22 protein-coding genes are annotated in these 19,437 nt (G+C 66.3%); 11 read left to right on the forward strand and 11 right to left on the reverse strand.

Annotation, left to right across the window (positions count from 1 at the left end; all coding sequences use genetic code 11):
- Positions 1-18 precede the first annotated feature (18 nt).
- The 3 genes from NL126_RS13630 to NL126_RS13640 form a co-directional block, all read right to left on the reverse strand.
- Complete coding sequence (locus tag NL126_RS13630) at positions 19-813, reverse strand: hypothetical protein (protein ID WP_255195426.1); 795 nt, start codon at positions 811-813, stop codon at positions 19-21.
- A 1-nt stretch (position 814) separates the two neighbouring features.
- Positions 815-1,210 (reverse strand): DUF7124 domain-containing protein, encoded by a 396-nt coding sequence (locus tag NL126_RS13635; protein ID WP_350355505.1) that lies wholly within the window; start codon positions 1,208-1,210, stop codon positions 815-817.
- An 88-nt stretch (positions 1,211-1,298) separates the two neighbouring features.
- A complete protein-coding gene (locus tag NL126_RS13640) occupies positions 1,299-2,546 on the reverse strand; it encodes an NAD(P)/FAD-dependent oxidoreductase (RefSeq protein ID WP_255195428.1) in 1,248 nt (415 codons plus the stop codon).
- 149 nt (positions 2,547-2,695) lie between these two features.
- On the opposite strand from NL126_RS13640, the gene NL126_RS13645 reads away from it, so the two are divergent.
- On the forward strand, positions 2,696-3,289 hold the full coding sequence (locus tag NL126_RS13645; RefSeq protein ID WP_255195429.1) for a DUF6149 family protein: 594 nt from the start codon (positions 2,696-2,698) through the stop codon (positions 3,287-3,289).
- On the opposite strand, the gene NL126_RS13650 is transcribed toward NL126_RS13645, so the two are convergent.
- A complete protein-coding gene (locus tag NL126_RS13650) occupies positions 3,290-4,600 on the reverse strand; it encodes an NAD(P)/FAD-dependent oxidoreductase (protein ID WP_255195430.1) in 1,311 nt (436 codons plus the stop codon).
- 161 nt (positions 4,601-4,761) lie between these two features.
- Between NL126_RS13650 and NL126_RS13655 the strand changes: the two genes are divergently transcribed.
- The 4 genes from NL126_RS13655 (at position 4,762) to NL126_RS13670 (ending at position 9,074) form a co-directional block, all read left to right on the forward strand.
- The gene (locus NL126_RS13655; RefSeq protein WP_255195431.1) at positions 4,762-5,337 is read left to right on the forward strand and encodes a DUF2150 family protein; all 576 of its coding nucleotides are present in this window, start codon (positions 4,762-4,764) and stop codon (positions 5,335-5,337) included.
- A 137-nt stretch (positions 5,338-5,474) separates the two neighbouring features.
- Positions 5,475-7,355, forward strand: a complete 1,881-nt coding sequence (locus tag NL126_RS13660) for a PKD domain-containing protein (protein ID WP_255195432.1) — start codon at positions 5,475-5,477, stop codon at positions 7,353-7,355.
- Between the two features lie 98 nt (positions 7,356-7,453).
- Entirely contained in the window at positions 7,454-8,791 is a 1,338-nt protein-coding gene (gene hmgB, locus NL126_RS13665) for a hydroxymethylglutaryl-CoA synthase (protein ID WP_255195433.1), read from the forward strand.
- Positions 8,792-8,840: 49 nt separating this feature from the next.
- Entirely contained in the window at positions 8,841-9,074 is a 234-nt protein-coding gene (locus NL126_RS13670) for a DUF7385 family protein (RefSeq protein ID WP_255195434.1), read from the forward strand.
- A gap of 292 nt (positions 9,075-9,366) precedes the next feature.
- Here the strand turns inward: NL126_RS13670 and NL126_RS13675 are convergent, their stop codons facing one another.
- On the reverse strand, positions 9,367-10,077 hold the full coding sequence (locus NL126_RS13675; protein WP_255195435.1) for a helix-turn-helix domain-containing protein: 711 nt from the start codon (positions 10,075-10,077) through the stop codon (positions 9,367-9,369).
- A gap of 104 nt (positions 10,078-10,181) precedes the next feature.
- Here NL126_RS13675 and NL126_RS13680 point away from each other — a divergent pair, with 104 nt between their 5' ends.
- Genes NL126_RS13680 through NL126_RS13690 form a run of 3 tightly spaced genes read left to right on the forward strand, consistent with a single transcriptional unit; the run spans position 10,182 to position 12,001 of the window.
- Positions 10,182-10,838, forward strand: coding sequence for a metal-dependent hydrolase (locus NL126_RS13680; protein WP_255195436.1), 657 nt, complete (start codon positions 10,182-10,184; stop codon positions 10,836-10,838).
- A complete protein-coding gene (locus NL126_RS13685; RefSeq protein WP_255195437.1) occupies positions 10,839-11,516 on the forward strand; it encodes a metal-dependent hydrolase in 678 nt (225 codons plus the stop codon).
- Entirely contained in the window at positions 11,513-12,001 is a 489-nt protein-coding gene (locus tag NL126_RS13690; protein ID WP_255195438.1) for a GNAT family N-acetyltransferase, read from the forward strand. Before NL126_RS13685 ends, NL126_RS13690 begins: the two co-directional genes overlap by 4 nt.
- A gap of 6 nt (positions 12,002-12,007) precedes the next feature.
- Here NL126_RS13690 and NL126_RS13695 read toward each other — a convergent pair whose 3' ends face one another.
- Both NL126_RS13695 and NL126_RS13700 read right to left on the reverse strand, forming a co-directional pair.
- Positions 12,008-12,583: a DUF7978 family protein gene (locus NL126_RS13695; protein ID WP_255195439.1), complete on the reverse strand. Its 576-nt coding sequence runs from the start codon at positions 12,581-12,583 to the stop codon at positions 12,008-12,010.
- A gap of 51 nt (positions 12,584-12,634) precedes the next feature.
- Positions 12,635-13,237: a GNAT family N-acetyltransferase gene (locus NL126_RS13700; RefSeq protein ID WP_255195440.1), complete on the reverse strand. Its 603-nt coding sequence runs from the start codon at positions 13,235-13,237 to the stop codon at positions 12,635-12,637.
- Positions 13,238-13,341: 104 nt separating this feature from the next.
- Here NL126_RS13700 and NL126_RS13705 point away from each other — a divergent pair, with 104 nt between their 5' ends.
- Complete coding sequence (locus NL126_RS13705) at positions 13,342-14,238, forward strand: DUF3267 domain-containing protein (RefSeq protein WP_255195441.1); 897 nt, start codon at positions 13,342-13,344, stop codon at positions 14,236-14,238.
- 6 nt (positions 14,239-14,244) lie between these two features.
- Here the strand turns inward: NL126_RS13705 and NL126_RS13710 are convergent, their stop codons facing one another.
- Positions 14,245-14,694, reverse strand: a complete 450-nt coding sequence (locus NL126_RS13710; RefSeq protein ID WP_255195442.1) for a pyridoxamine 5'-phosphate oxidase family protein — start codon at positions 14,692-14,694, stop codon at positions 14,245-14,247.
- Positions 14,695-14,910: 216 nt separating this feature from the next.
- Here NL126_RS13710 and NL126_RS13715 point away from each other — a divergent pair, with 216 nt between their 5' ends.
- The gene (locus NL126_RS13715; RefSeq protein ID WP_255195443.1) at positions 14,911-15,516 is read left to right on the forward strand and encodes an OsmC family protein; all 606 of its coding nucleotides are present in this window, start codon (positions 14,911-14,913) and stop codon (positions 15,514-15,516) included.
- Between the two features lie 78 nt (positions 15,517-15,594).
- Positions 15,595-17,070, forward strand: a complete 1,476-nt coding sequence (locus NL126_RS13720; RefSeq protein ID WP_255195444.1) for a replication factor C large subunit — start codon at positions 15,595-15,597, stop codon at positions 17,068-17,070.
- Between the two features lie 7 nt (positions 17,071-17,077).
- On the opposite strand, the gene NL126_RS13725 is transcribed toward NL126_RS13720, so the two are convergent.
- From NL126_RS13725 to NL126_RS13735, 3 genes are read right to left on the reverse strand one after another with little or no spacing between them, the layout of a single operon-like run.
- A complete protein-coding gene (locus tag NL126_RS13725; protein WP_255195445.1) occupies positions 17,078-18,022 on the reverse strand; it encodes an amino acid ABC transporter permease in 945 nt (314 codons plus the stop codon).
- The gene (locus NL126_RS13730) at positions 18,015-18,761 is read right to left on the reverse strand and encodes an amino acid ABC transporter ATP-binding protein (protein ID WP_255195446.1); all 747 of its coding nucleotides are present in this window, start codon (positions 18,759-18,761) and stop codon (positions 18,015-18,017) included. Before NL126_RS13730 ends, NL126_RS13725 begins: the two co-directional genes overlap by 8 nt.
- The gene (locus NL126_RS13735) at positions 18,758-19,435 is read right to left on the reverse strand and encodes an amino acid ABC transporter permease (RefSeq protein WP_255195447.1); all 678 of its coding nucleotides are present in this window, start codon (positions 19,433-19,435) and stop codon (positions 18,758-18,760) included. The genes NL126_RS13730 and NL126_RS13735 overlap by 4 nt, the downstream gene beginning before the upstream one ends.
- Positions 19,436-19,437: the final 2 nt, after the last annotated feature.

Genomic DNA, 19,437 nt, shown 5'->3' on the forward strand with positions numbered 1-19,437 from the left:
AAACCGTTCCGATTGGGCTCAGGGCTCGGGCAGGTCGTCGGGCCCCAGCGGTGCGTCGTAGGGGTCCTCGGTCTCCTCCTGTGGTTCTTCTTCGGCCCCCGCCTCCCGAATCCCGACGTACGCCCGGGCGACGAGCGCCGTCGACAGGAGGTTCGCGAGCCCGACGAGCAGCCCCCCCACGAGCAGGCCCGTCGACTCCACGGGGAGAAACCCGCTGGCGAGTCGCGGGAAGAGATAGAGCACCACGAGCGTGGCGACGACGGCCCCCACCGAGAGGACGCGACCACGGACGAGCCGTCGGCTCCCGGCTAGGGCGTCGACGACCCCGGCGTCGTCGATGGCAACGCGCGCGTGTGCGAACAGCAGGACCGTGGCGATGTACAGCCCGGGCAGGAGGAAGGCGATGAGCCCGACGAGCACGAGCGTCTTGACCAGCACGCCGACGACGATGCCGACGACGAGTGCCGGGCCGAGCCGTCGGGTCGCCGCCGCCTGAAGCGACTCGCCGGCGACGGTCCGCAGCGTGACGATCGAGAGGTACTCGCTGGCGAGCGCGACGAGCGCGAACAGCCCGAGGCTCGTGCCGTAGCCGACGGGGAGCGCGAGCGCGACCGGTCGGAGGTCCTCTGGGGGGACGGGGAGCGTCGCGGGGTCGCCCCCCTGCGCGAGAAACTGCGTCAGCGAGGCTGCGAGCAGCGTCTGGCGTGCGAGGACCGCCGCGACGGCCACGACGAGGAACGCGACGAGCAGGACGAGGCCAGCGCGCGAGCGCAACCGGGCGCCAGCCTCGTCGAGTGCGGTGCCGACGTCCATTCTACGGCCAGTCGTCGCGGTCGTCGTCGGCCTCGCGTTCCTTGCGCGTCTCCTCGGGGTCGCCGAGCTCCCACTCGGCCGCCTCGGCGGCCTGTTCGACGGGAAGATACTCCCAGTCGACCTCGTCGGCGACCGCCGCGTCCTCGTCGCTCGTCCCGATGAAGACGTGCCGGTCGGTGTCGAACTGCCGTTTCACGTTCCGTAACGACTCCTCCTTGCCGCGCGGGCCGGAGAAGAAGTCCTGTCGGATGCGGTTCTTCCGCGTGAAGTTCGTGACGACGTACGTGGGTTTGTCGCTCACTACGCCGACGTACTCACTCCACGTCCGGGCGCTCGTGAAGACGGCCTCCGGGTCGGCGAGTCGCTTCAGCGCCTCCAACTCGAAGGCCAGGGTCATGTCGCTAGAGCCGCCGCCTTGCATACCCTGACTCGAACGCGGACGGGAGAAAACGCTTCGGATACGGGTTACTCGGTTCGGCTACGGGTTACTCGGCTTCCAGCGCCTCGAACTTCTCGAGGTCGATGGTCTCTTCGACCAGGAGCTCCTTCTGGTCGGAGACGTCGACGCCCTCGCGGGCGAGTCGCTTCAGCTTCGACTGCGGGGCGAGGTCGCCGATGAGTACGCCGCCGATGACCTTGCCGTCCTTGAGTGCGACCCGGCGCCACTCGGTGTCGGAGAACTTCTTCTCGACGTCGTCGTCGCCAAGCGTCGGGTGGCCGAAGGAGAGGAACGGGAAGTCGAAGTGCGTGATGGAGTACGAGGAGACCCACTCGAACGTCTCGGGGGTCGCGTCCCAGTCGTCGACCATGTTCGCACCGGCGATGGACCCCTGTTCCTTCGCGGAGCCCCACGCACCGTTCTGGGCGCGTTCTCCCAGGAGAACGTCGTAGAACTGCGTGATGTCGCCCGCGGCGTACACGTCCTCGACGTTGGTGCGCATGTGTTCGTCGACGACGATACCGTCGTCGAGTTCGAGGTCGGTGTCCTGCAGGAACTCGGTGTTGAAGTCGAGGCCGATGGCCGCGCCGACGAAGTCCGCCTCGTAGCGGTCGCCGTTCGGATCTACGGCGGCGACGACGTGGCCGTCGTCGTCCGTCTCGAAGTGGTCGACACCGGAGTCGAAGACGGGCGTGACGCCGATCTCGCGCAGCGCGTCGTGGATGATCTCGGCGCCGTCGGGCGAGAGCGCGTAGCGCCACCAGCACTCGCCGCGCATCAGGTAGTTACCCGTGACGCCCTGCGCGCCGCAGATGGCCGCGAGGTCGATACCCAGCAGGCCCGCACCGACGACGACGGCGTCGTCGGAGCTCTCGGCGCTCTCCTTGATGTTGCGCGCGTCCTGGAACGTCCAGAAGTGGTGGATGCCGTCGGCGTCGGAGTTCCCGACCGGGAGCTGCGTGGGCGTCCCCCCCGTCGCCACCAGCAGCTTGTCGTACTCGTAGACGTCACCCGAGTGCGTGTGAATCTCGTGGGCGTCGGTGTCGACCGTCGTGACGTGCGTGTTCAACTCGAGGTCGATGTCGCGCTCCTCGTACCAGTCCGGGTCGTGGATGGAGATGGGTGCCTCCGGGAGTTTTCCCTTGGCGAACTCCTTGATGAGGATACGGTTGTACAGTGCTTCCCCCTCGTCGGTGATGACGGTCACCGACGCGTCCGGGTCGGCCTCCCGGATGGTCTCGGCGGCGGAACTCCCCGCGATGCCGTCGCCGATGATGACGTGCGACGTACTCATACGGCCGGGTTGGGAACCGGGGCTAATGGGAGTTGCTATCTGCAAATGTATCATGGTCGTCCGGGCGCTTTTGCCCGCCCGCGAACCGCCTCCACACCGCGTTCGCCGGGGGCGGGAAACTCAAGGGGCTTCCAGCCCGAAGACGTGGTATGAAGATCCGCCAGAACGTCCGTCACTGGGCCGCCAAGAAGGCGCTCACCGCCCCGCTCGTCGGCGCCGCCGTCACCGAGAAGCTGGTGGACATGCACACCGACATCTTCCTCAACAAGACCGACGAAGCCAACCGCGAGCCCCGTCGCGCACACCTCGACGACTTCTTCGACGCGACGATGGACGCCTACGTCGCCGCCCTGCAAGCAGGGTACCCCGAGGCCGAGGCCCGCGAGATCACCCACATCCAGGCCAACTTCGACTTCTTCAACCACGGCTGGACCGAGATGATGGAGATCCCTGCCGGGGAACTGGAGGACCACTACCGTCGCTACGAGTCGTTCTTCCGCGAGCACGGCATCACCATCGACGACCCGCTGGGCGCGTTCGCGCCCGTCGATGGGGTCGCCGAGGCGCCCGCAACGCCCGAGAAACTCGAGTACGCCGAGTTCGAGAACGCCATCGCGGGCTTCGCCGACGACGTGTACGTCGAAGACGGGGAGGGTGAACTCCACAAGGGCGGCGACACCCCGGAGCCGGAGGACGTAGATGTGTCCGCTGCACCCGGTGCCGAGGACGGAACCGCGGACTGATTACCGACCGTCTACGACCCGGTCTGCCGCTTCGTACCCCGCCACCACCGCGCCGTTGAGCGACCGCTCGGGGTACTGTGCCTTCGAGGCCATCCCCGCGTAGTAGAGCCCCTCGGCCACCTCGTTGCCGAGGTCGTAGGGGACGACCATGTCGAGGTAGCCACGCTCGTAGACGGGCGCCGTGCGGGGGTTGCGCGCGACCTGCACCCAGTTTACCTGCTCGCGGGAGAACTCGGGGAACATCTCTTCGATGCCCTCGAGCCACAGCTCCTCGACGCCGTCGTCGTCGAGCTGCCACAGCTCCTCGTCGGTGCTCTGCACGTACGACGCGCAGTAGAGCAGGTGTTCGCCGCCGTACCTCTCTGCGGGCACGAAGTTCGTGTGCTCGATGAGCGCGCCGAACGGCGCGTCGTCGGCGATGTTGAGCCAGTACGTGTCGGTCAGAGGTTCGTCCATCCCCACCACCGCACACACCGAGCCCTGGAAGTCGATGTCGCATTCGTACCCGGTCCACCGCTCCAGGAGGTGCGGCATCGTCGTCACGACGACGTCGTCGACGGCGTACTCGTCGGTCTCGTCGGCGTGTTCGACCGTCAGCGTCTCCACCGACGTGTCGAACTCGATGTCCTGCACGCGTGCGCCCGTCACGACGTGCTCCTCGCCGACGGCGTCGACGAGCGCGTCGAGCAGGACGCCGAAGCCGCCCTCGAAGTAGCCGAGAATCTCGCCGCGCAGGATGTCGCGTTCTCCCCGGAACTTGATGCGCCCGAGGAGCCACGCCGCCGACACGTCTTCCTTCCGGCTCCCAAACTTCGCGTCCAGGAGGGGCTCGAAGAAGTAGTCGTAGACGCCCTGTGTCGTGTGCTCCAGCAGGAACTCCTTGATGGGCACGTCCTCGAAGTCCTCGAGGTTCTCGTAGGTGTCGAACGACGGGACACCACCGCGAACGTCGATTTCGAGGGTGAGCATCCCGAGGCGGAACTTGTCGTACACCGAGAGATGCGGGTAGGCGGCGATCTCCCACGGCGTGTCGAGCGGGTGGACGACGCCGTCGACGTAGTAGGCGTTCTCGCCGAGGCGCCACTCCACGCGGTCGCCGACGCCGAGCTCCTCGGCGAGTTCGACGATGGTCTCCTCGGACTTCGAGAGGTGGTGGTAGTACGCCTCGATGCGGTCGCCGCGGGTCTCGTAGGTCGCTGCGAGCCCGCCGACCGTGTCGCTCGCCTCGAAGACGGTCACCTCGTGGCCCCGCTGTTGGAGGCGATAGGCGGCGGCCAGTCCGGCGACGCCGCCTCCGACGACTGCTATCATACGCTACGAGAGCCGACACGGACGGATGGTTGTTTTCATCCTAAGCCTGTCCGGCCGGGGGACAGGTCGGTGACGGTCATCCGACAGGTCCCCCGGTGGTAGGCCACCGCACACGCGAGGCGAGGGACAAGACATAACCTTAGCCGTGCGTACCTCGCCACATGAGCAACCCCCCGGACGAGTACTACACCGAGGAACGCTGGAACAACTGGATCACCCGCCTCCAGGAGGAAGACCTCGACACCGAGGACGAGGACTCCGCACGGCTGCTCTTGAATCTGCAGGACGACGCGGCCATCGCGGTCGCGAAGATCGTCGCCGACTTCGACGACGACGCCATCGGCGAGGACATGGCGCTCGAGGAACTGGCGAAGATTCGCGAGATCGTCCTCAGCGAGGTCGAGCTCGACGACGAGGACAAGCTGATGCTCGTCGACGGCGTCCAGACCTCGCTGGTCTGTGTGTTCTACGCGGCCGAGGAGTTCGTCGTCGGTGGCCCCGCAGACGAGGGTGACGTCGAGGAGTACATCCGGGCGGCCGCGGATGCGGAGGCCGAAGAAGAACTCGACGCCGCACTCGGCTACTGCGTGCAGGCCGGGACGCTCGTCATCGACGGTGCGGAACTCGACATGAGCGTCGTGGATGAACTCGAGTACGGCCTCGTCGCAGAGTGGATCAACGGGCTCGACTCGCTGCAGACGGCGCTCGCCGACCCCGAAGTCGTCGAGGAAGACTGAGCCGCCCGACGGTCTCGACGCGTGGTGGGGCGACCGCCGTGTCTCGTCGTACGTGTTGGGCACGCGGTCACCACCACGAGACACGGTCCCCGACCCTGCCGGAACGCATTTGACCGTCCCGCTACGTTCGTAGGACAATGGACACCCGGGGGCAGCCGGTACAGGTGGGGGTCATCATCCTGTTCGGCTTTCTCATCATCGCGTTCTCCCTCTTTCAGGCAGTCATCGTGCCGCAGCAGAACGCCGAGGTGGAGTTCCAGCACAGTCAGGTCGTCACGAACGACATGCAGCTGCTTCGGAACGACATCGTTGAGGCGGGTGCGACCGGTGATCCCCGGACGGCGTCGGTCAAACTGGGGACGACCTATCCGCCGCGTATCTTCGCGGTCAACCCGAGCCCCGCCAGCGGCTCGCTCCGGTCGGTCTCGGTCGGCACGGGAGAGCTGTCACTCGATGCGCCGGGTGCGGACATCGAGTCGATCTGTGGCTACGATGAAACCGACGACGACGGAGCGGTTCCGACCAAGTCACTGGTCTACGAGCCGAACTACAACGTGTATCAGCGTGGACAGACGGTCCACTACGAGAACAGTGTCGTCTTCCGAGAGGAGGGGGGTACGGAGGTACTCGACAGCGGGCAGACCATCATCAAGGGGAAACAAATCACGCTTCCTGCGTTCCTTTCGACCTACCAGCGCGACGGAACGGACATGGCGGTGGTCGACATCACCGCCGGAAAGACCGGAATCGGTTCGACGAACGCCTCAGATGAAACCAACCTGACCGTCCCCACGCAACTCAGCGTAACGAAGTGGGAGGAACTCCTCGCGAACGAGGGCCAGGTGGAGGCCGTCACCGCCAACGGGGATGGGACGGTTACGATTACGCTCGAGCCAGCGGCGTACGAGATCTCTTGTCCGGTCGTCGGAGCAGGAACGGCACCAACTAACCAGCCTACACGAGTGGCGGGGCAAGGCGGGGACATCAACCCCTCTGGGGCGGATGACGTGCGACTCAGCGACGTCGAGCGAGATCCGGATACCAAGGACATCATCGTTCTGACCTTCACCAATCCGGGGGACGATGTGAACCTGAGTGAGGTCCGATTCAACTTCTATCAGGCTGGGTCGAACGATGGACCATCCCAGATGGACATCTTCGAGTACGACCGTGCTAATACGACGATCGGCGCGCGCGAGGTCGATAATCTCCAACTTCGTGGCGCTCCTGCCGAGCCCAGTTCGAACGTCACGTTCACAGGGAGCGGAGCGACGACGTCACTCGCGGTCGCATTCAATAACTCCGATGATTCACTCTACAGCCCCTCACAGTCGGACATGGCTGTTCTCAACATCTTGCTCACCGATGGCCAAGAAGCGAACTACTTCGTCAACATGCCGAAGCAGGGCACGACGGTCTCGAACGACCCGCCGACGGCGGCGTTCACGGCGACATCGATAGCCCTGAATACCGCTGATTTCGATGCTTCGGGTTCGAGCGATCCCGAGGGGAGTAGCTTGACCTACGACTGGGACTGGACGAGCGACGGCTCGTACGAGGGCAGCGGCGAAACACCCTCACACACCTATGGTTCGTCTGGGACGTACAATGTCACGCTTCGCGTGACGGACGACGAGGGGGCGACAGACACAGTGACGAAAGCAGTCGAGGTTGGCGCAGCTGGTGGAGGTGGGACAGGTGACCCCCCTAGCGTTACCATCGACTCTGCCACCGCATCTAATATCGGTTCCAATGGAAAGACTGGTGATATTGACGTGACGTTCACAGCCAGCGACCCGGACAACGATATCTCCAGTTACACCGTCACGTTGTACAACAGTAGTAGTAAAACCACTCAACTGGACGCTGCGTCGGGCAGCTTCTCGGGTGGGCAAACGACAGTCTCAGTCAGCGATTCAACCACCGCTAAAGGGTCTGGAAGTGATCCGTGGTACGTGGTAGTCGAGATCACCGATGCGAATAACAACACGGGCTCCAACGAGACTCAGACGAGCTAGCCAGTCATCTGGTCAAGCCGACCCGTGGTGGAGAATTTTCGACACCTGACGAACTCACTGTCGTCAAACACTTATACCAGAGTCGCAACCCTACAGCCATGACGAACGTAGGGATCGACGCGGTCGAGATCTGGACCGGCAAGCTGAAACTGGACCTCGCGGAGACGTTCGCCCCGGAGAAGGGCGACGACCCCGCGAAGTACACGAAGGGGCTCGGGCTGTTCGAGTCGTCGTTCCCCGACACGTACGAGGACATCGTGACGATGGGGGCGAACGCCTCCAAGCGGCTGATGGAGCGCAAGGGGCTCGAACCCGAGGACATCGGGCGCATCGACGTCGCCACGGAGTCGTCGTTCGACAACTCCAAGCCGATTTCGACGTACATCGCGGGCTGTCTCGAACAGACCTTCGACGGCGACTTCCACCACGCGAACAAGGGCGAGCGGAAGTTCGCGTGTGTCGCCGGAACGCAGGCCGTCGACGACGCGTACAACTGGATTCGAGCCGGTCGAAACCGTGGGCGGTCGGCCATCGTCGTCGCGACGGATACGGCGCTCTACAAGCGAGGGGACCCCGGCGAGGCGACGCAGGGTGCCGGCGCCGTCGCGATGCTCATCTCGGAGGACCCGGACCTGGTCGAACTGTCGAGCGACCAGGGGTACGGGAGTGCGGACGAGACCGACTTCCTCAAGCCGAACCAGCAGTTCCCGAGCGTCGACGGCAAGCGGTCGGTGCAGGTGTATCTCGCGCGGATGCGCGAGGCGCTCGTCGACTACGAGTCCGTCGCGGGTGACATCCACCCCGAGGACTTCGTGTACGCGCCGTTCCACACTCCGTTCCCGGGGATGGTCCGGAAGGCCGCGCTGCTCGCGTACCGGCACATCACGCGCGACACCGAGATCGAGGAGGAGCTCGCCGCCGAAATCGGGCGCCAGCCCCGCGAGGAGGCGTTCGACGACTGGGACGACTACGTCGAGGCGGTCCAGGAGTACACGGACGCGCTGAAGGGCACCGACCACTACGCCGACTGGTACGACGCGACCATCGACCCGACGCTCGACATCGCGCGCCACGTCGGCAACTGGTACACCGGGTCGGTCCACGTCGCGCGTGCGGCGTGCCTGAAGCGCGCGTACGAGGAGGGGCGTGACCTCACCGGCGAGCGCCTGCTCGTCGGCTCCTACGGCTCGGGCGCACAGGCCGAGATCCACCACGAGACGCTCCAGGACAGCTGGGAGGAGGAGATCGCCGCGCTCAACATCGACGAGCAGATCGACGCGCGCTACGACCTCTCGTTCGAGGAGTACGAGCAGGTCCACGCCGCCCACGACCACTCGAAGGACCGCGATTTCGAGGAGTTCACGGCTCCTGACGGCGAGTTCGTCTTCGACGGCTGGGGTCGGATGGGCGAGCGCAAGTACCGGTTCGTCGAGTAGGGGCGACTCGCGCAGAAAAGTTTTCACAGCGCCGCTCCGAGTCGCCAGTATGGAGGACACCGACTACGAGGAACTCATCTCCGCGTTGACCCCACAGGAGTCCGGTGGCGGCGTCTCCAGCTACCGGAACACCGTCAGCGTCGCCTGTCCCGCCTGTGAGACGCCGTTCGACGATCTCGTCGTCATCCACGAGGACGAGACCTCACTCGAACTAAGCCGGATGCTCGACATCTGCGTCTCGCGACACGACAACGACGTGTTGCTGTTCACCCACCGACACTGAAAAACGAGCCCTCTCTCCCTTCAGGCCGCGATGGCCGGGTAGTAGAGGACGATCATGAACGCGGTACTCGCGATTAGGCCACCGAGGGTGTGGTACATCTTTCGCCACCAACTGTGTGAACGTGTGGCGAGGGAATGAATGTTAGCTGAAAAACATTTCTGTCGGTCCAGACACTGATGCGCAGTTCAATTGGTGGATTGACAGGAGTGGCTACAGTGGCGCCGACCCCGCGGCGCCCAACGCAACCGCCACGCCGACCGGGACTGCCACGCCGGCGTGAGTGACCGCGTGGCTACGGCAACTCCCGAAGCCCCTCCAGCATCGCCTCCAGCTCCATCGTCGTCACCGCGAGCGAGAAGCCGTCGGCCTGCGCCAGTTTCGGCGCGTGTTCCCACAGTTCGTCGGGGTCGATGCCGTGGAGGACGACTGCCGACGGGGTGGGCGTGACGACACGCATCGCCACCAGCGGCGATTCCCCTCGGGTGACCTCGGTGAACACCAGCGCACGGTTCGTCGACTGACCGTACAGACGATAGAACTCCTCGGAGGAGAGACGCGTGATTGCCTGAATCGAGTTGATGACGGTGTGGCCGGCGATGGTGGTGGCGCGGCCTTCGGCGACCTCGGTCGCGCCGATGGCGTCGTAGAAGCGCGAGAGAGGAATCGTCGCCGGGTACTCCCGGAGGTCGTGGACGATGTCGGACTCGAACCCGGCCGAGAGGACGCGGGCGAACTGGCGGAGCCGGTCGCCGCCGCGCCGTTCGTCGATGTCGAGCAACCCCTCGACGAACCGGCGGACGACGCCGATGCCCGGCGACTCCCGGCGGCCGGATTCGTAGTCCGAGACCACGGACGCCGAGACGGCCAGCTCGTCGGCGAGTTCGGTGCCGGTGACGCCGAACTCCTCGCGCCACTTCCGGAGCGTCGCGCCGGGGTCGTCGCTCACGACGACCTCGCCGGCCATCTTCTCGGCGAGCTCCCGGCGGGCGGCGTGGTCGGTCATGGCTGGACGTTGCCGGGCGCGAATAAAAGCGCGTCCCCTTCGCCCACCTGTCCCAGTTGTGGCCGGCGGTCGGTTTAAGCCGGTGCCGTCCCCATCGCCGACAGATGCCGTCGACCCTCGTCGCCGCCGCCCTCGCGGGGTTGCTGGCCGCCGCCCTCCTCGACGAGCAGTTCGACGCGCGGGCGGTCGCAGTCGTCGTCGCTGCGGGCGTCGCCCCGGACCTCGATGCCGTCGCAGCGCTCGCCGTCGAGGGGCTGCACAACGCCCTCCTGCACAACGTGTTCGTCCCCGGCGTCGCCGCCGCTCTCATCCTCTGGGATACCCGCTACCGCGACCGGTCGTGGCTCCGAACCCGGTACGGCGCGCGGGGCATCCGCATCGCGTGGGTCGCCGTCGCCGCCTACGTCGTCCCGGGTATCCTGCTCGACCTGCTGAACGTCGAGAGCGCAGCGCCCCTGTATCCGGTACACGACCGCTTCTACTCCGTGGTCGGGAAGTTCGAGCTGAACAACAAGCAGGGAATCGTGTTCACGTTCGTCCAGCCCTCGCTCGACGGCGGGCCCCTATTCCCGGGGTCGCGCCGCGGGACCGTCGCGAACCGCTACGTCGTTCCGACGTTCCTCAACCCGGCCGAGGGGCCGGACCAGGGGCTCGAACGCGTGTTCTTCGCCATCAGCTCGGGCTGGGAACTGCTCGTCGTGGTCGCGAGCGTGGTCGTCCTCGGCGTCCGGTTCCGCCTGCGCTCGTGGGGGGTGGTCTGAGTGCCGTCGACGGTCGTCCACGTCGCGTTCGCCCTGCTCATCGCGGCCGGGGTGCTCGGCAGCGCGTACGACAAGCGCGCGCTCCTCGTCGTCGGCGCCGTCGCTATCGTCCCCGACCTCGACGTGTTCGTGAGCCTCGTCGTCGAATCGACCCACCGCGCGGCGTTCCACACCCTGTTTCTCCCGCTCGCAGGCGCTCTCGCGGTCTACTACGACACCCGCGTCCGTGACACCTCGTGGCTCCGGGGGCACTACGGGAGCTGGGGCGTGCAGGTCGCGTGGGCGTCGCTCGCCGGCTTCACGTTCGCGGGCATCGGGCTCGACCTGTTCACCGCACAGGGCGTCAACGTCCTCTACCCCGTCTACGACCAGTTCGTCAGCCTCGACGGTCGGGCCGGCTACTCCTCGACACAGGGGCTGTTCCAGACGTTCGTCGACGTCGCCGACGGCGGGGGGAACGCGCCGTCGGTCGACGTAGGGCAGCGTGGTTCCACCCGTGAGGTCCACGTCGGCAGCGGCGTCGACCCCTCGAAGGGGAAGGAACCCGCCGGCGTCAAGCGGACGTTCCCCATCGCCTACCGTGGCTGGCACCTGACGCTCATCGTCGCCGGCCTGCTCGTCACGTGGGTCCGGCTCCGGGGGACTGAAGCCACCGGCACCCCCACGGACACGGAGTGACCGACACCGACATCCGCCCGTACGAGGAGGGAGACGCCGACGGGCTGTGGGAGCTGAAAGTCGTGTTCGAGCGCGGCCTGGGCGCTGCCGGCAGCGACGAAAAGGAAGCGGCGTACGACGACAAACTGACCGACGCCTATCGAGACAAGTGGCTCGCGTGGGTCGCCCGGTGTACCGACGACGAGGACTGCATCTTCGTGGCGACCGCAGACGACGACCTCGTCGGCTACGTGTTCTTGCTCCCCGAGCGGCTCGCGTTCGTCTGGGACGCCGCCGTCGTCAACGAACTGTATCTTCGCCCCGAGTATCGGGGAACGGGACTCGCGGACGACCTGTTCGCCCGTGGGCTCGACCACGCCCGCGCACAGGACCTGCCGCTCGACCGGGTGGTGCTCGACGTGGACCGCGAGAACGAGCGGGCACGGGCGTTCTACGAGCGCCACGACTTCACCCACTGGGGCGAGATGGTCGCCCGCGACCTGTGACGGTGGTTACAGCTTATTCGTCGTCGACTCGGGCCGGCCGTTGCTCGCGGTGAGCCCCGCGACCACGGCGCCGACGGCACCGAACACGACCGGGTAGACGATGCCGGCGAGGAGGATGCCCGTGACGGCGTCGGGCGTCACCGAGGGCTCCTGCGTGGCGAACAGGAACACGCCGACGACGGAGAGGACGCCGTAGCCGATGACGGGCGTCACACCGGCGAGTGCCGAACGCACGGTGTCTTCGCCCGCGCCGGCGTACCGACCGACCGCGAGCCCGGCGATGAGCAGGAGCACGGGCGGGATGACGTACAGCAGGGGTGTGAACCCGTTCTCGCCGCCGATGAAGTTCGTCGCGCCGCCGACGAGCGGGACGTCGACGATGGTGCTCGTGAAGTGGGCGTTGTAGAACACCCAGCCGACAGCCTTCCACGTGGGGATGTCGGTGAGGCGGCCGATGATGGAGTTCTGGATCTCGCTGCTCGTGATGACGTAGGTGAACAGGTACGTGAGTACCCACGCCGCGGCGCCAGCCGCGGCGCCGACGCCGAACGGGAGGTCTCGGAGGGTTCTGTTGCTCGACATACGACACAGTTCACTCGCCTGCTGAAAGTACGTTGTGGCCGTTCGTGTGTGTCACTCCCGTGCATTCGCCCACTCCTCGCGGCTGACGGAGTAGCGGACGAGGTCGTACGGCGTCCCGTCCTGCCGGAGGCCGCCGTTGCGCAGTCGCCCCTCCTTGCGGCCCCCGAACCGGTCGACGTAGCGCTGGATGGCCCGCCGGGATTGCTCGTTGCGGGCGTCGTGTGCGACCGTAACGAGCGCGAGGTCGAGCCGGTCGAACGCGAGGTCGAAGAAGCGCGCCGCGCGCTCGCCGGCGTAGCCACGGCCCCAGAACCGTGGTCGCAGCCAGATGCCGAGTTCGGCGGTCTGCCGCTCCCAGTCGACGCTCAACCCAGTGGTGCCGGCGAACTCGTCCGCCCCGTCTTCGCCCTGCTTCGGGCGCAGGACGTAGTGGGCGCCGTCGTCGGCGTCGAACTGCTCGCCGGCGAACGCCACGAACTCCTGTGACTCCTTGGGCGTCTCGTGGGGTTCCCACGTCAGGTACGCGGTGGTCTCCTCGATGCGGTCGGCGTGGTGACCGGCCGCCCCGTACACCTCGTACGGGTCGGTCTCGCCGGGGTAGACGCGTTCGTAGCGGAGACGCTCGCTCGTCAGCTCCGTCGGAAACAGTGGCATGGGCGAGCGTCGGCAGCGGCCGGAAAAAAGCGTTGTCGAGACGTGTGTCGGTTCATCACGTGGCGCAGTATGTTTATCATCTGACGGGACGACGTATCGGTGACATGGCAACCGTCCCATCGACCGACCGGGTGCTCACGGAGTTCACGCCCACACGCGAGGTTGTCCTCGTCTGGACGGGCATCGGGACGGGGCTGTTCCTCGTCGCGGCGTTCCTCTTCAGCGGCATCTACGCCTGGGCGACCGGGCGGTCGTCGCTCTCGTTCGTCAGCTTCCAGTTCGAGGCGTTCGAGACTGCCCTCGCGTTCGTCGCCGTCGTCGTGCTCATCGCCGGCACCATCGTCGTCCACGAACTGATTCACGCGGCGGTCATCCGCTGGTACGGCGGCGACGTATCGTTCGGTGTCGGCCTCGCACAGTACGTCATGCCGTACGCGTACGCGACGACGACCCACCGGTTCACTCGCGACCAGTTCCTCGCGGTCGCGGTCGCACCGCTCGTCGGCATCACGGCCTTCGGCGTTCCAGCGATGGTCCTGTTCGACGCGCCGTGGCTCGTCCTGCCGCTGGCGGTCAACGCTTCCGGTGCCATCGGCGACCTCTGGATGACCGGTCTGTTGCTCCGGTACCCACGACACGTCGTCGTCGAGGACCACACCACCGGCCTCCGGGTTTACGGGCGCGAGACCGACGTTTCGCTCCCCCCGACACCCGCCACGGCGTTCCTCATCCGGGCGCTCATGGGTACGGGCGTTGCGTTCGGCGTCGTCCTGCTCGCGGCGCTGGCGGCACCGCTTGTCCTCTCGATACTCGGTGTCGACTCGCTCGTCGTCGGCATCCCCGACTCCCCGTGGCTCGTCCTCGAGTTCCGAGCGACGCCGGGTGGCGGGTTCGAGTCGGCGTTCGGCATCGTCGGGATGCTCGGGGTCAGCCTGCTTTTCGGCGTCGGTGCTGCGCTGGCGTCGACGCTGTGGCGCCGTGACGCCGTCCCGGCAGCGTGACTGCTGTCACTCCGGCGGCACGGTCTGGGCGCGCCCGGTCAACGAGTCCGGGTCCATCCGAACGAAGCGAAACTCGAGGTCACGGGTGTCGCTGTCGAACACGTCGAACAGCGGGATGTGGACTCGTCCGAGCCCCGCGAGCACCTCGGTGACGTCCTCGTCGGCTTCGACCCACGCCAGCCGCCCGGTCGCGAGGACGCTCCGCCACCCGTCGTCGGTCTCCTCGTAGGTGACGAACGAGGCGCCGCTGGATCCGAGTGCTGCCGCCTTCTCGCTGTCGGGCCCCACGGCGAGTCGGAAGTAGAGCCAGCCCGTCTCCTCGTCGAAGCCGTAGGAGACGGGCCGCGAGATGGGTGGCTCGTCGCCCGCCGACAGCGAGAGGACTCCGGTCCCCCCGGTCCCGAGGAACTCGGTGACTGCGTCGGCGTCCATGACTACCTGCGAGGCGTCGTCCATGTGAGTTAATACCACGTCACACCGCAAAAGTGTGTGGTCACATCCGATCACGACAGGCGTCTCTTACCGTGGTGATTCTCGACGTGTGTGGCCCTATCGATGTGTTTGACAGGCTCTCGATAGCGAACTGCATACGACGTGAGTACCACTCACTAGATATGAAAAAGCATTCACTAGATATCTATACTAATTGTTCACGCATTGGTAGCTAGTGGCATGGTAGTGAAACACGGGGTAGATCTGGAGCGGTTCAGCGAGTTCGCAGAGCACGCGGCGACACACCGCGACGAGATACAGCTCGAGCTCTCGGCGAGCGCAACGTACGAGGGACGAGCCGGCCACTCGCTCACGAAGGTGAAAGCGTACAGTCTCGGTGGCGAGCCCATCGAGCGAGCGACCCGCGAGTACACCTTGCCGATGGGGGCGTGGCGTGAGGTCGAGGCGGCTGCCGGGTTCGTCGGCCCGACGGACCGACCCGAGCCCATCGAGGTGGCGCTCGCGACGCTGACCGGCTGTCTCAACGTCGCAGTCTCGTTCACGGCACTCCACGAAGGCATCGACATCGACGGACTCGAAACGAGCGTTCGACTCGACTTCGACCCGAGCGTCGTGTTCTTCCTCGACGAGGTCGAGAACAGCGAGACGACGTTCGACGACATCGACATCACCATCGAGGTGTCCGGCGACATCACCGACGAACAGCGTGAGGTCCTCCAGGCAGGCGCTCGACGGTCGCCGGTCTGGAACCTCATGCGGCTCCCGAACGACATGGAGCCCTCGGTCGAGGTAGCGAAGACGGGGATGCCGGCGGCCGACGACTGAGCCGACGCGAGCTTCGGGGGTCCCGTCAACCGTCCCCCTCCGCAACCACTAAACGCGGGACGCGCCGAGGAGTCAGTAATGGACTGGACGGAGAAATATCGTCCCTCGACGCTCTCCGAGGTGCGCGGCAACGACAAGGCCCGCGACGAGTTCGAACAGTGGGCGCGCACCTGGGACGACCACCGCGAGGCCGTCATCCTCCACGGCTCGCCCGGCGTCGGGAAGACCTCTGCGGCGCACGCGCTCGCCAACGACATGGGGTGGCCGGTCATCGAGCTCAACTCCTCAGACCAGCGCACCGCCGACGTCATCGAGCGCGTCGCCGGCGAGGCCGCCAAATCTGGAACGCTCACGCAGTCGGTCGAGGGCCAGCCCGGTCGCCGGCTCGTCATCATGGACGAGGCGGACAACATCCACGGCACCTACGACCGCGGCGGTGCCCGTGCCGTGACGAAGCTCGTGAAGGAGGCGAACCAGCCGATGGTGCTCATCGCCAACGAGTTCTACGACATGTCACGCGGGCTCCGGAAGGCCTGCCGAACCATCGAGTTCCGCGACGTTTCGAGCCGGTCTATCGTCCCCGTCCTCCGGGACCTCTGTCGCAAGGAGGGTATCGAGTTCGACGAGAAAGCGCTCAAGCGCATCGCCGACCAGAACGACGGCGACTTGCGGGGGGCCGTCAAGGACCTGCAGGCGGTCGCCGACGGGAAAGCCCGCATCGACGTCGAGGACGTCACGGCGAGCGAGCGCGACAAGACGAAAGGCATCTTCGAGTTTCTGGATGCCGTGTTGAAGGAGAAGGACGCCGAGGAGGCGCTGTACCTCACCTACGACGTCGACGAGACCCCCGACGACCTGCTCCAGTGGATCGAGGACAAGGCCCCGAAGGTGTACGAGGCGGACGAACTCGCCCGCGCGTACCGGCACATCGCGAAAGCCGACCGCTGGCTCGGCCGGGTCCGCGCCACGCAGAACTACTCGTACTGGCGCTACGCGACGGACAACATCGCCGCCGGGGTCGCCTCGGCGAAGAAGACCAAGCGTGGTGGCTGGACGCGCTACGGCGGGGCCCCCTATCGGTCGACGAAAGACAAGACACGTGACTACATCGCACGCGAGATTGCCGAGGTGGCGGGCTGTTCGACCGCCACGGCGCGGCGAGAGATCGTGCCGTATCTGGAGGTGATGACCCACCACTGCAAGAACCGCGACCTCACGGTGCGGATGGCCGCCCGCTACGACCTCGACGCCGAACACGTCTCCTTCATCACCGGCTCGGGGAAGTCGACGAACAAGGTCGCGTCGGTTATCGAGGACGCCACCGAACTCAAAGAACAGGAGGCCGTCGAGCACTCGGGCGACGCCTTCCTCCAGCGCGTCGAGGAGGAGGCAGCCGAGTCGGACGCCGACGGAGGAGCTGAAAGCGACGACAGCCCACAGCAAGCGACGCTCGGTGGCGGGTCGAGCGACGAGCCCACCAGCGACGACGAGCCAGCGAAAGAGGAGAAAGCGGCCGAGGACGACGGCCAGGCCAGCTTCTCCGACTTCATGTAGTGGCCGGTCAGCGACCGCTCGCCTGTCCCAGCCCGGGGATCGACACCCGTTTCTCGAACCGATTCATCACTGCCGACGCCGTGAGCACCATTCCGAGGTACAGCAGCGCCGCGAGTACGAGTAACTCGAAGAACCGGAAGTTGTTGCTCGCGATGGCCTGCGACCGGTAGTAGAGCTCGGGGACGGTGATGAACGCCGCCAGCGAACTGTACTTGATGAGGTAGACGAGCTCGTTCGACCAGCCGGGAATCGCGTACCTGAGGCCCTGTGGTAAGATGACGTAGCGGATGGTGTCGAGCTGTGAGAGCCCGATGGCCCTGCCCGCCGTGACCTGTCCGTCTTCCACGGAGAGGAGCGCCGACCGGATGTACTCGGCCTGGTAGGCGGCGCTGTTGATGGTGAACCCGATGATGGCGACGATGACCGCCTGCCCCGGAACGAACCCCTCACCGACCAGGGGGAGTTCGCGGATGGTCGCCGACAGCGAGAGCCCGAAGTACAGCACGAACAGCTGTGCGAGCAGCGGGGTCCCGCGGATGAGTTCCGTGAAGCCGAGCGCGAACCCGGACGCGATGCGCCCGCCGTACACCCGCGCCACCGACAGCGGAACGGCGATGACCAGTCCCAGCAGGATGGAGACGACGGTGAGCACGACCGTCAGCCACGCGCCGTTCGCGACGGCAGGGAGCGACGACGCGGAGACGGCGAGGAAGCTGAAGAACCCGCCGACGGGCGTGCCGGCGAACTGACTCGCGAGCGATTCGAGCGCGCCGACCGGGAGGAACGGCGCACCCTTCGACATCCCCAGCAGGCTCGCGAGCCCCCAGTCGTAGAGCCAGCGGACGAGCAGGTAGCCCCAGAAGATGACGGCGGCCACGTACACCAGTGCGCGGCCACTGGAGAGCCCCTCTACGGACTCGGCGTCGAGGACGCTCGCCGTGCGTTCACTCATCGCCGCCACCGTGCAACTTGGTCAGCCGCTGCAGGAACTGCCCGGTGCGCTCGTGTTGCGGGTTCTCGAACAGCTGTTCGGGCGGTCCCCGCTCGGCGACCTTCCCCTCGTCGAGGAAGGTGATGGTCGAGGCCGTCGACCGGGCGAACCCCATCTCGTGGGTGACGACGAGCATCGTCATCCCCTCGTTCGCGAGGTCACGCATCACCTCGACTACCTCGCCGATGAGTTCGGGGTCGAGCGCGCTCGTCGGCTCGTCGAACAGCAGCAGCTCGGGATCCATCGCCAGCGCGCGGGCGATGCCGACGCGCTGTTGCTGCCCACCGGAGAGTTCGGCAGGGTACGAGTCGGCCTGTGACGCGAGGCCGACCCGGTCGAGGTGATCCCTCGCGTCCGCCTCGGCTTCCTCCTTCTCCATGCCGCGGACACGCCGGAGCCCGAGCGTCACGTTCTCCAGCGCCGTCAGGTGCGCAAAGAGGTTGAACCCCTGGAACACCATCCCGACCTGTCGCCGGAGTTCGTTCTCGTTGCGGGCGTAGATGGACTCTCCGTCCAGGAGGATGTCGCCGTCGTCGATGTCGGTGAGCCGGTTGACACACCGGAGCATCGTCGACTTGCCCGACCCGGAGGGGCCGATGACGACCTCCACGTCGCCGACGTCCATCTCGAAGGAGATGCCGCGAAGCACCTCCTCGTTGCCGTACGACTTGTAGACGTCGTCGAACTCGAGGAGGCTCACGACGAACCCCCCGGGATGGCGAAGACGCGGCCAGCGTAGTCGAGCGAGCGGTTCGTCGCCATCGTCAGCACGAAGTAGACGGCGCTGACGGTGAGGAAGATCTCGAGGACGGCGGTGTTCCCCTCCGCCGTGAGGTAGAGGTCGGTCCCCCGCGTCAGGAGCTCACCCAGCCCGATGGCGTACGCCACGGAGGTGTCCTTGAGGACGATGGTGAACTCGTTCTGGAACCCCGGAATCGAGCGCCGAAGCGCCTGTGGGACGATGACTCGCCGGATGGACTCCGACTTCGAGAGCCCGATCGAGCGGGCGGCCTCCATCTGCCCCTCGCTCACCGACTGGAGCGTGCCTCGGAAGATCTGCGACTGGTAGGCCGCGCTCCGGAGGCCGAGGCCGAACGTCGCCGCGACGAACGCCGTGAGGTTCAGCGGGAACACGAAGAACATGAACGCGAGGATGACGACGATGGGCGTGCCTCGAACGAGGACGCCCACGCGCTGGACGAGCCGTCGACCCCAGCCGTCGCCGTACACCTCGACGATGCCCGCCGGGAGCCCGAGTGCGAACCCGAGCAGGATGCTCACCGCCGTCAGCACGATGGTGAACACCACGCCGCCGGCGAGGTAGCCCCAGTTGGCGAAGATGTACTCCCACGGTCCCGTCTGGAGTGGAATCATGG

Origin of the sequence: Halorarius litoreus, from assembly GCF_024362405.1 — an archaeon.
In the GTDB taxonomy this organism is placed as follows: Archaea; Halobacteriota; Halobacteria; order Halobacteriales; family Haloarculaceae; genus Halorarius; species Halorarius litoreus.

Coding starts and splice junctions, on each gene's coding strand:
- NL126_RS13630 (WP_255195426.1), bottom strand. CDS start 813: ATGGACGTCGGCACCGCACTCGACGAGGCTGGCGCCCGGTTGCGCTCG.
- NL126_RS13635 (WP_350355505.1), bottom strand. CDS start 1,210: ATGACCCTGGCCTTCGAGTTGGAGGCGCTGAAGCGACTCGCCGACCCG.
- NL126_RS13640 (WP_255195428.1), bottom strand. CDS start 2,546: ATGAGTACGTCGCACGTCATCATCGGCGACGGCATCGCGGGGAGTTCC.
- NL126_RS13645 (WP_255195429.1), top strand. CDS start 2,696: ATGAAGATCCGCCAGAACGTCCGTCACTGGGCCGCCAAGAAGGCGCTC.
- NL126_RS13650 (WP_255195430.1), bottom strand. CDS start 4,600: ATGATAGCAGTCGTCGGAGGCGGCGTCGCCGGACTGGCCGCCGCCTAT.
- NL126_RS13655 (WP_255195431.1), top strand. CDS start 4,762: ATGAGCAACCCCCCGGACGAGTACTACACCGAGGAACGCTGGAACAAC.
- NL126_RS13660 (WP_255195432.1), top strand. CDS start 5,475: ATGGACACCCGGGGGCAGCCGGTACAGGTGGGGGTCATCATCCTGTTC.
- hmgB (WP_255195433.1), top strand. CDS start 7,454: ATGACGAACGTAGGGATCGACGCGGTCGAGATCTGGACCGGCAAGCTG.
- NL126_RS13670 (WP_255195434.1), top strand. CDS start 8,841: ATGGAGGACACCGACTACGAGGAACTCATCTCCGCGTTGACCCCACAG.
- NL126_RS13675 (WP_255195435.1), bottom strand. CDS start 10,077: ATGACCGACCACGCCGCCCGCCGGGAGCTCGCCGAGAAGATGGCCGGC.
- NL126_RS13680 (WP_255195436.1), top strand. CDS start 10,182: ATGCCGTCGACCCTCGTCGCCGCCGCCCTCGCGGGGTTGCTGGCCGCC.
- NL126_RS13695 (WP_255195439.1), bottom strand. CDS start 12,583: ATGTCGAGCAACAGAACCCTCCGAGACCTCCCGTTCGGCGTCGGCGCC.
- NL126_RS13700 (WP_255195440.1), bottom strand. CDS start 13,237: ATGCCACTGTTTCCGACGGAGCTGACGAGCGAGCGTCTCCGCTACGAA.
- NL126_RS13705 (WP_255195441.1), top strand. CDS start 13,342: ATGGCAACCGTCCCATCGACCGACCGGGTGCTCACGGAGTTCACGCCC.
- NL126_RS13710 (WP_255195442.1), bottom strand. CDS start 14,694: ATGGACGACGCCTCGCAGGTAGTCATGGACGCCGACGCAGTCACCGAG.
- NL126_RS13715 (WP_255195443.1), top strand. CDS start 14,911: ATGGTAGTGAAACACGGGGTAGATCTGGAGCGGTTCAGCGAGTTCGCA.
- NL126_RS13720 (WP_255195444.1), top strand. CDS start 15,595: ATGGACTGGACGGAGAAATATCGTCCCTCGACGCTCTCCGAGGTGCGC.
- NL126_RS13725 (WP_255195445.1), bottom strand. CDS start 18,022: ATGAGTGAACGCACGGCGAGCGTCCTCGACGCCGAGTCCGTAGAGGGG.
- NL126_RS13735 (WP_255195447.1), bottom strand. CDS start 19,435: ATGATTCCACTCCAGACGGGACCGTGGGAGTACATCTTCGCCAACTGG.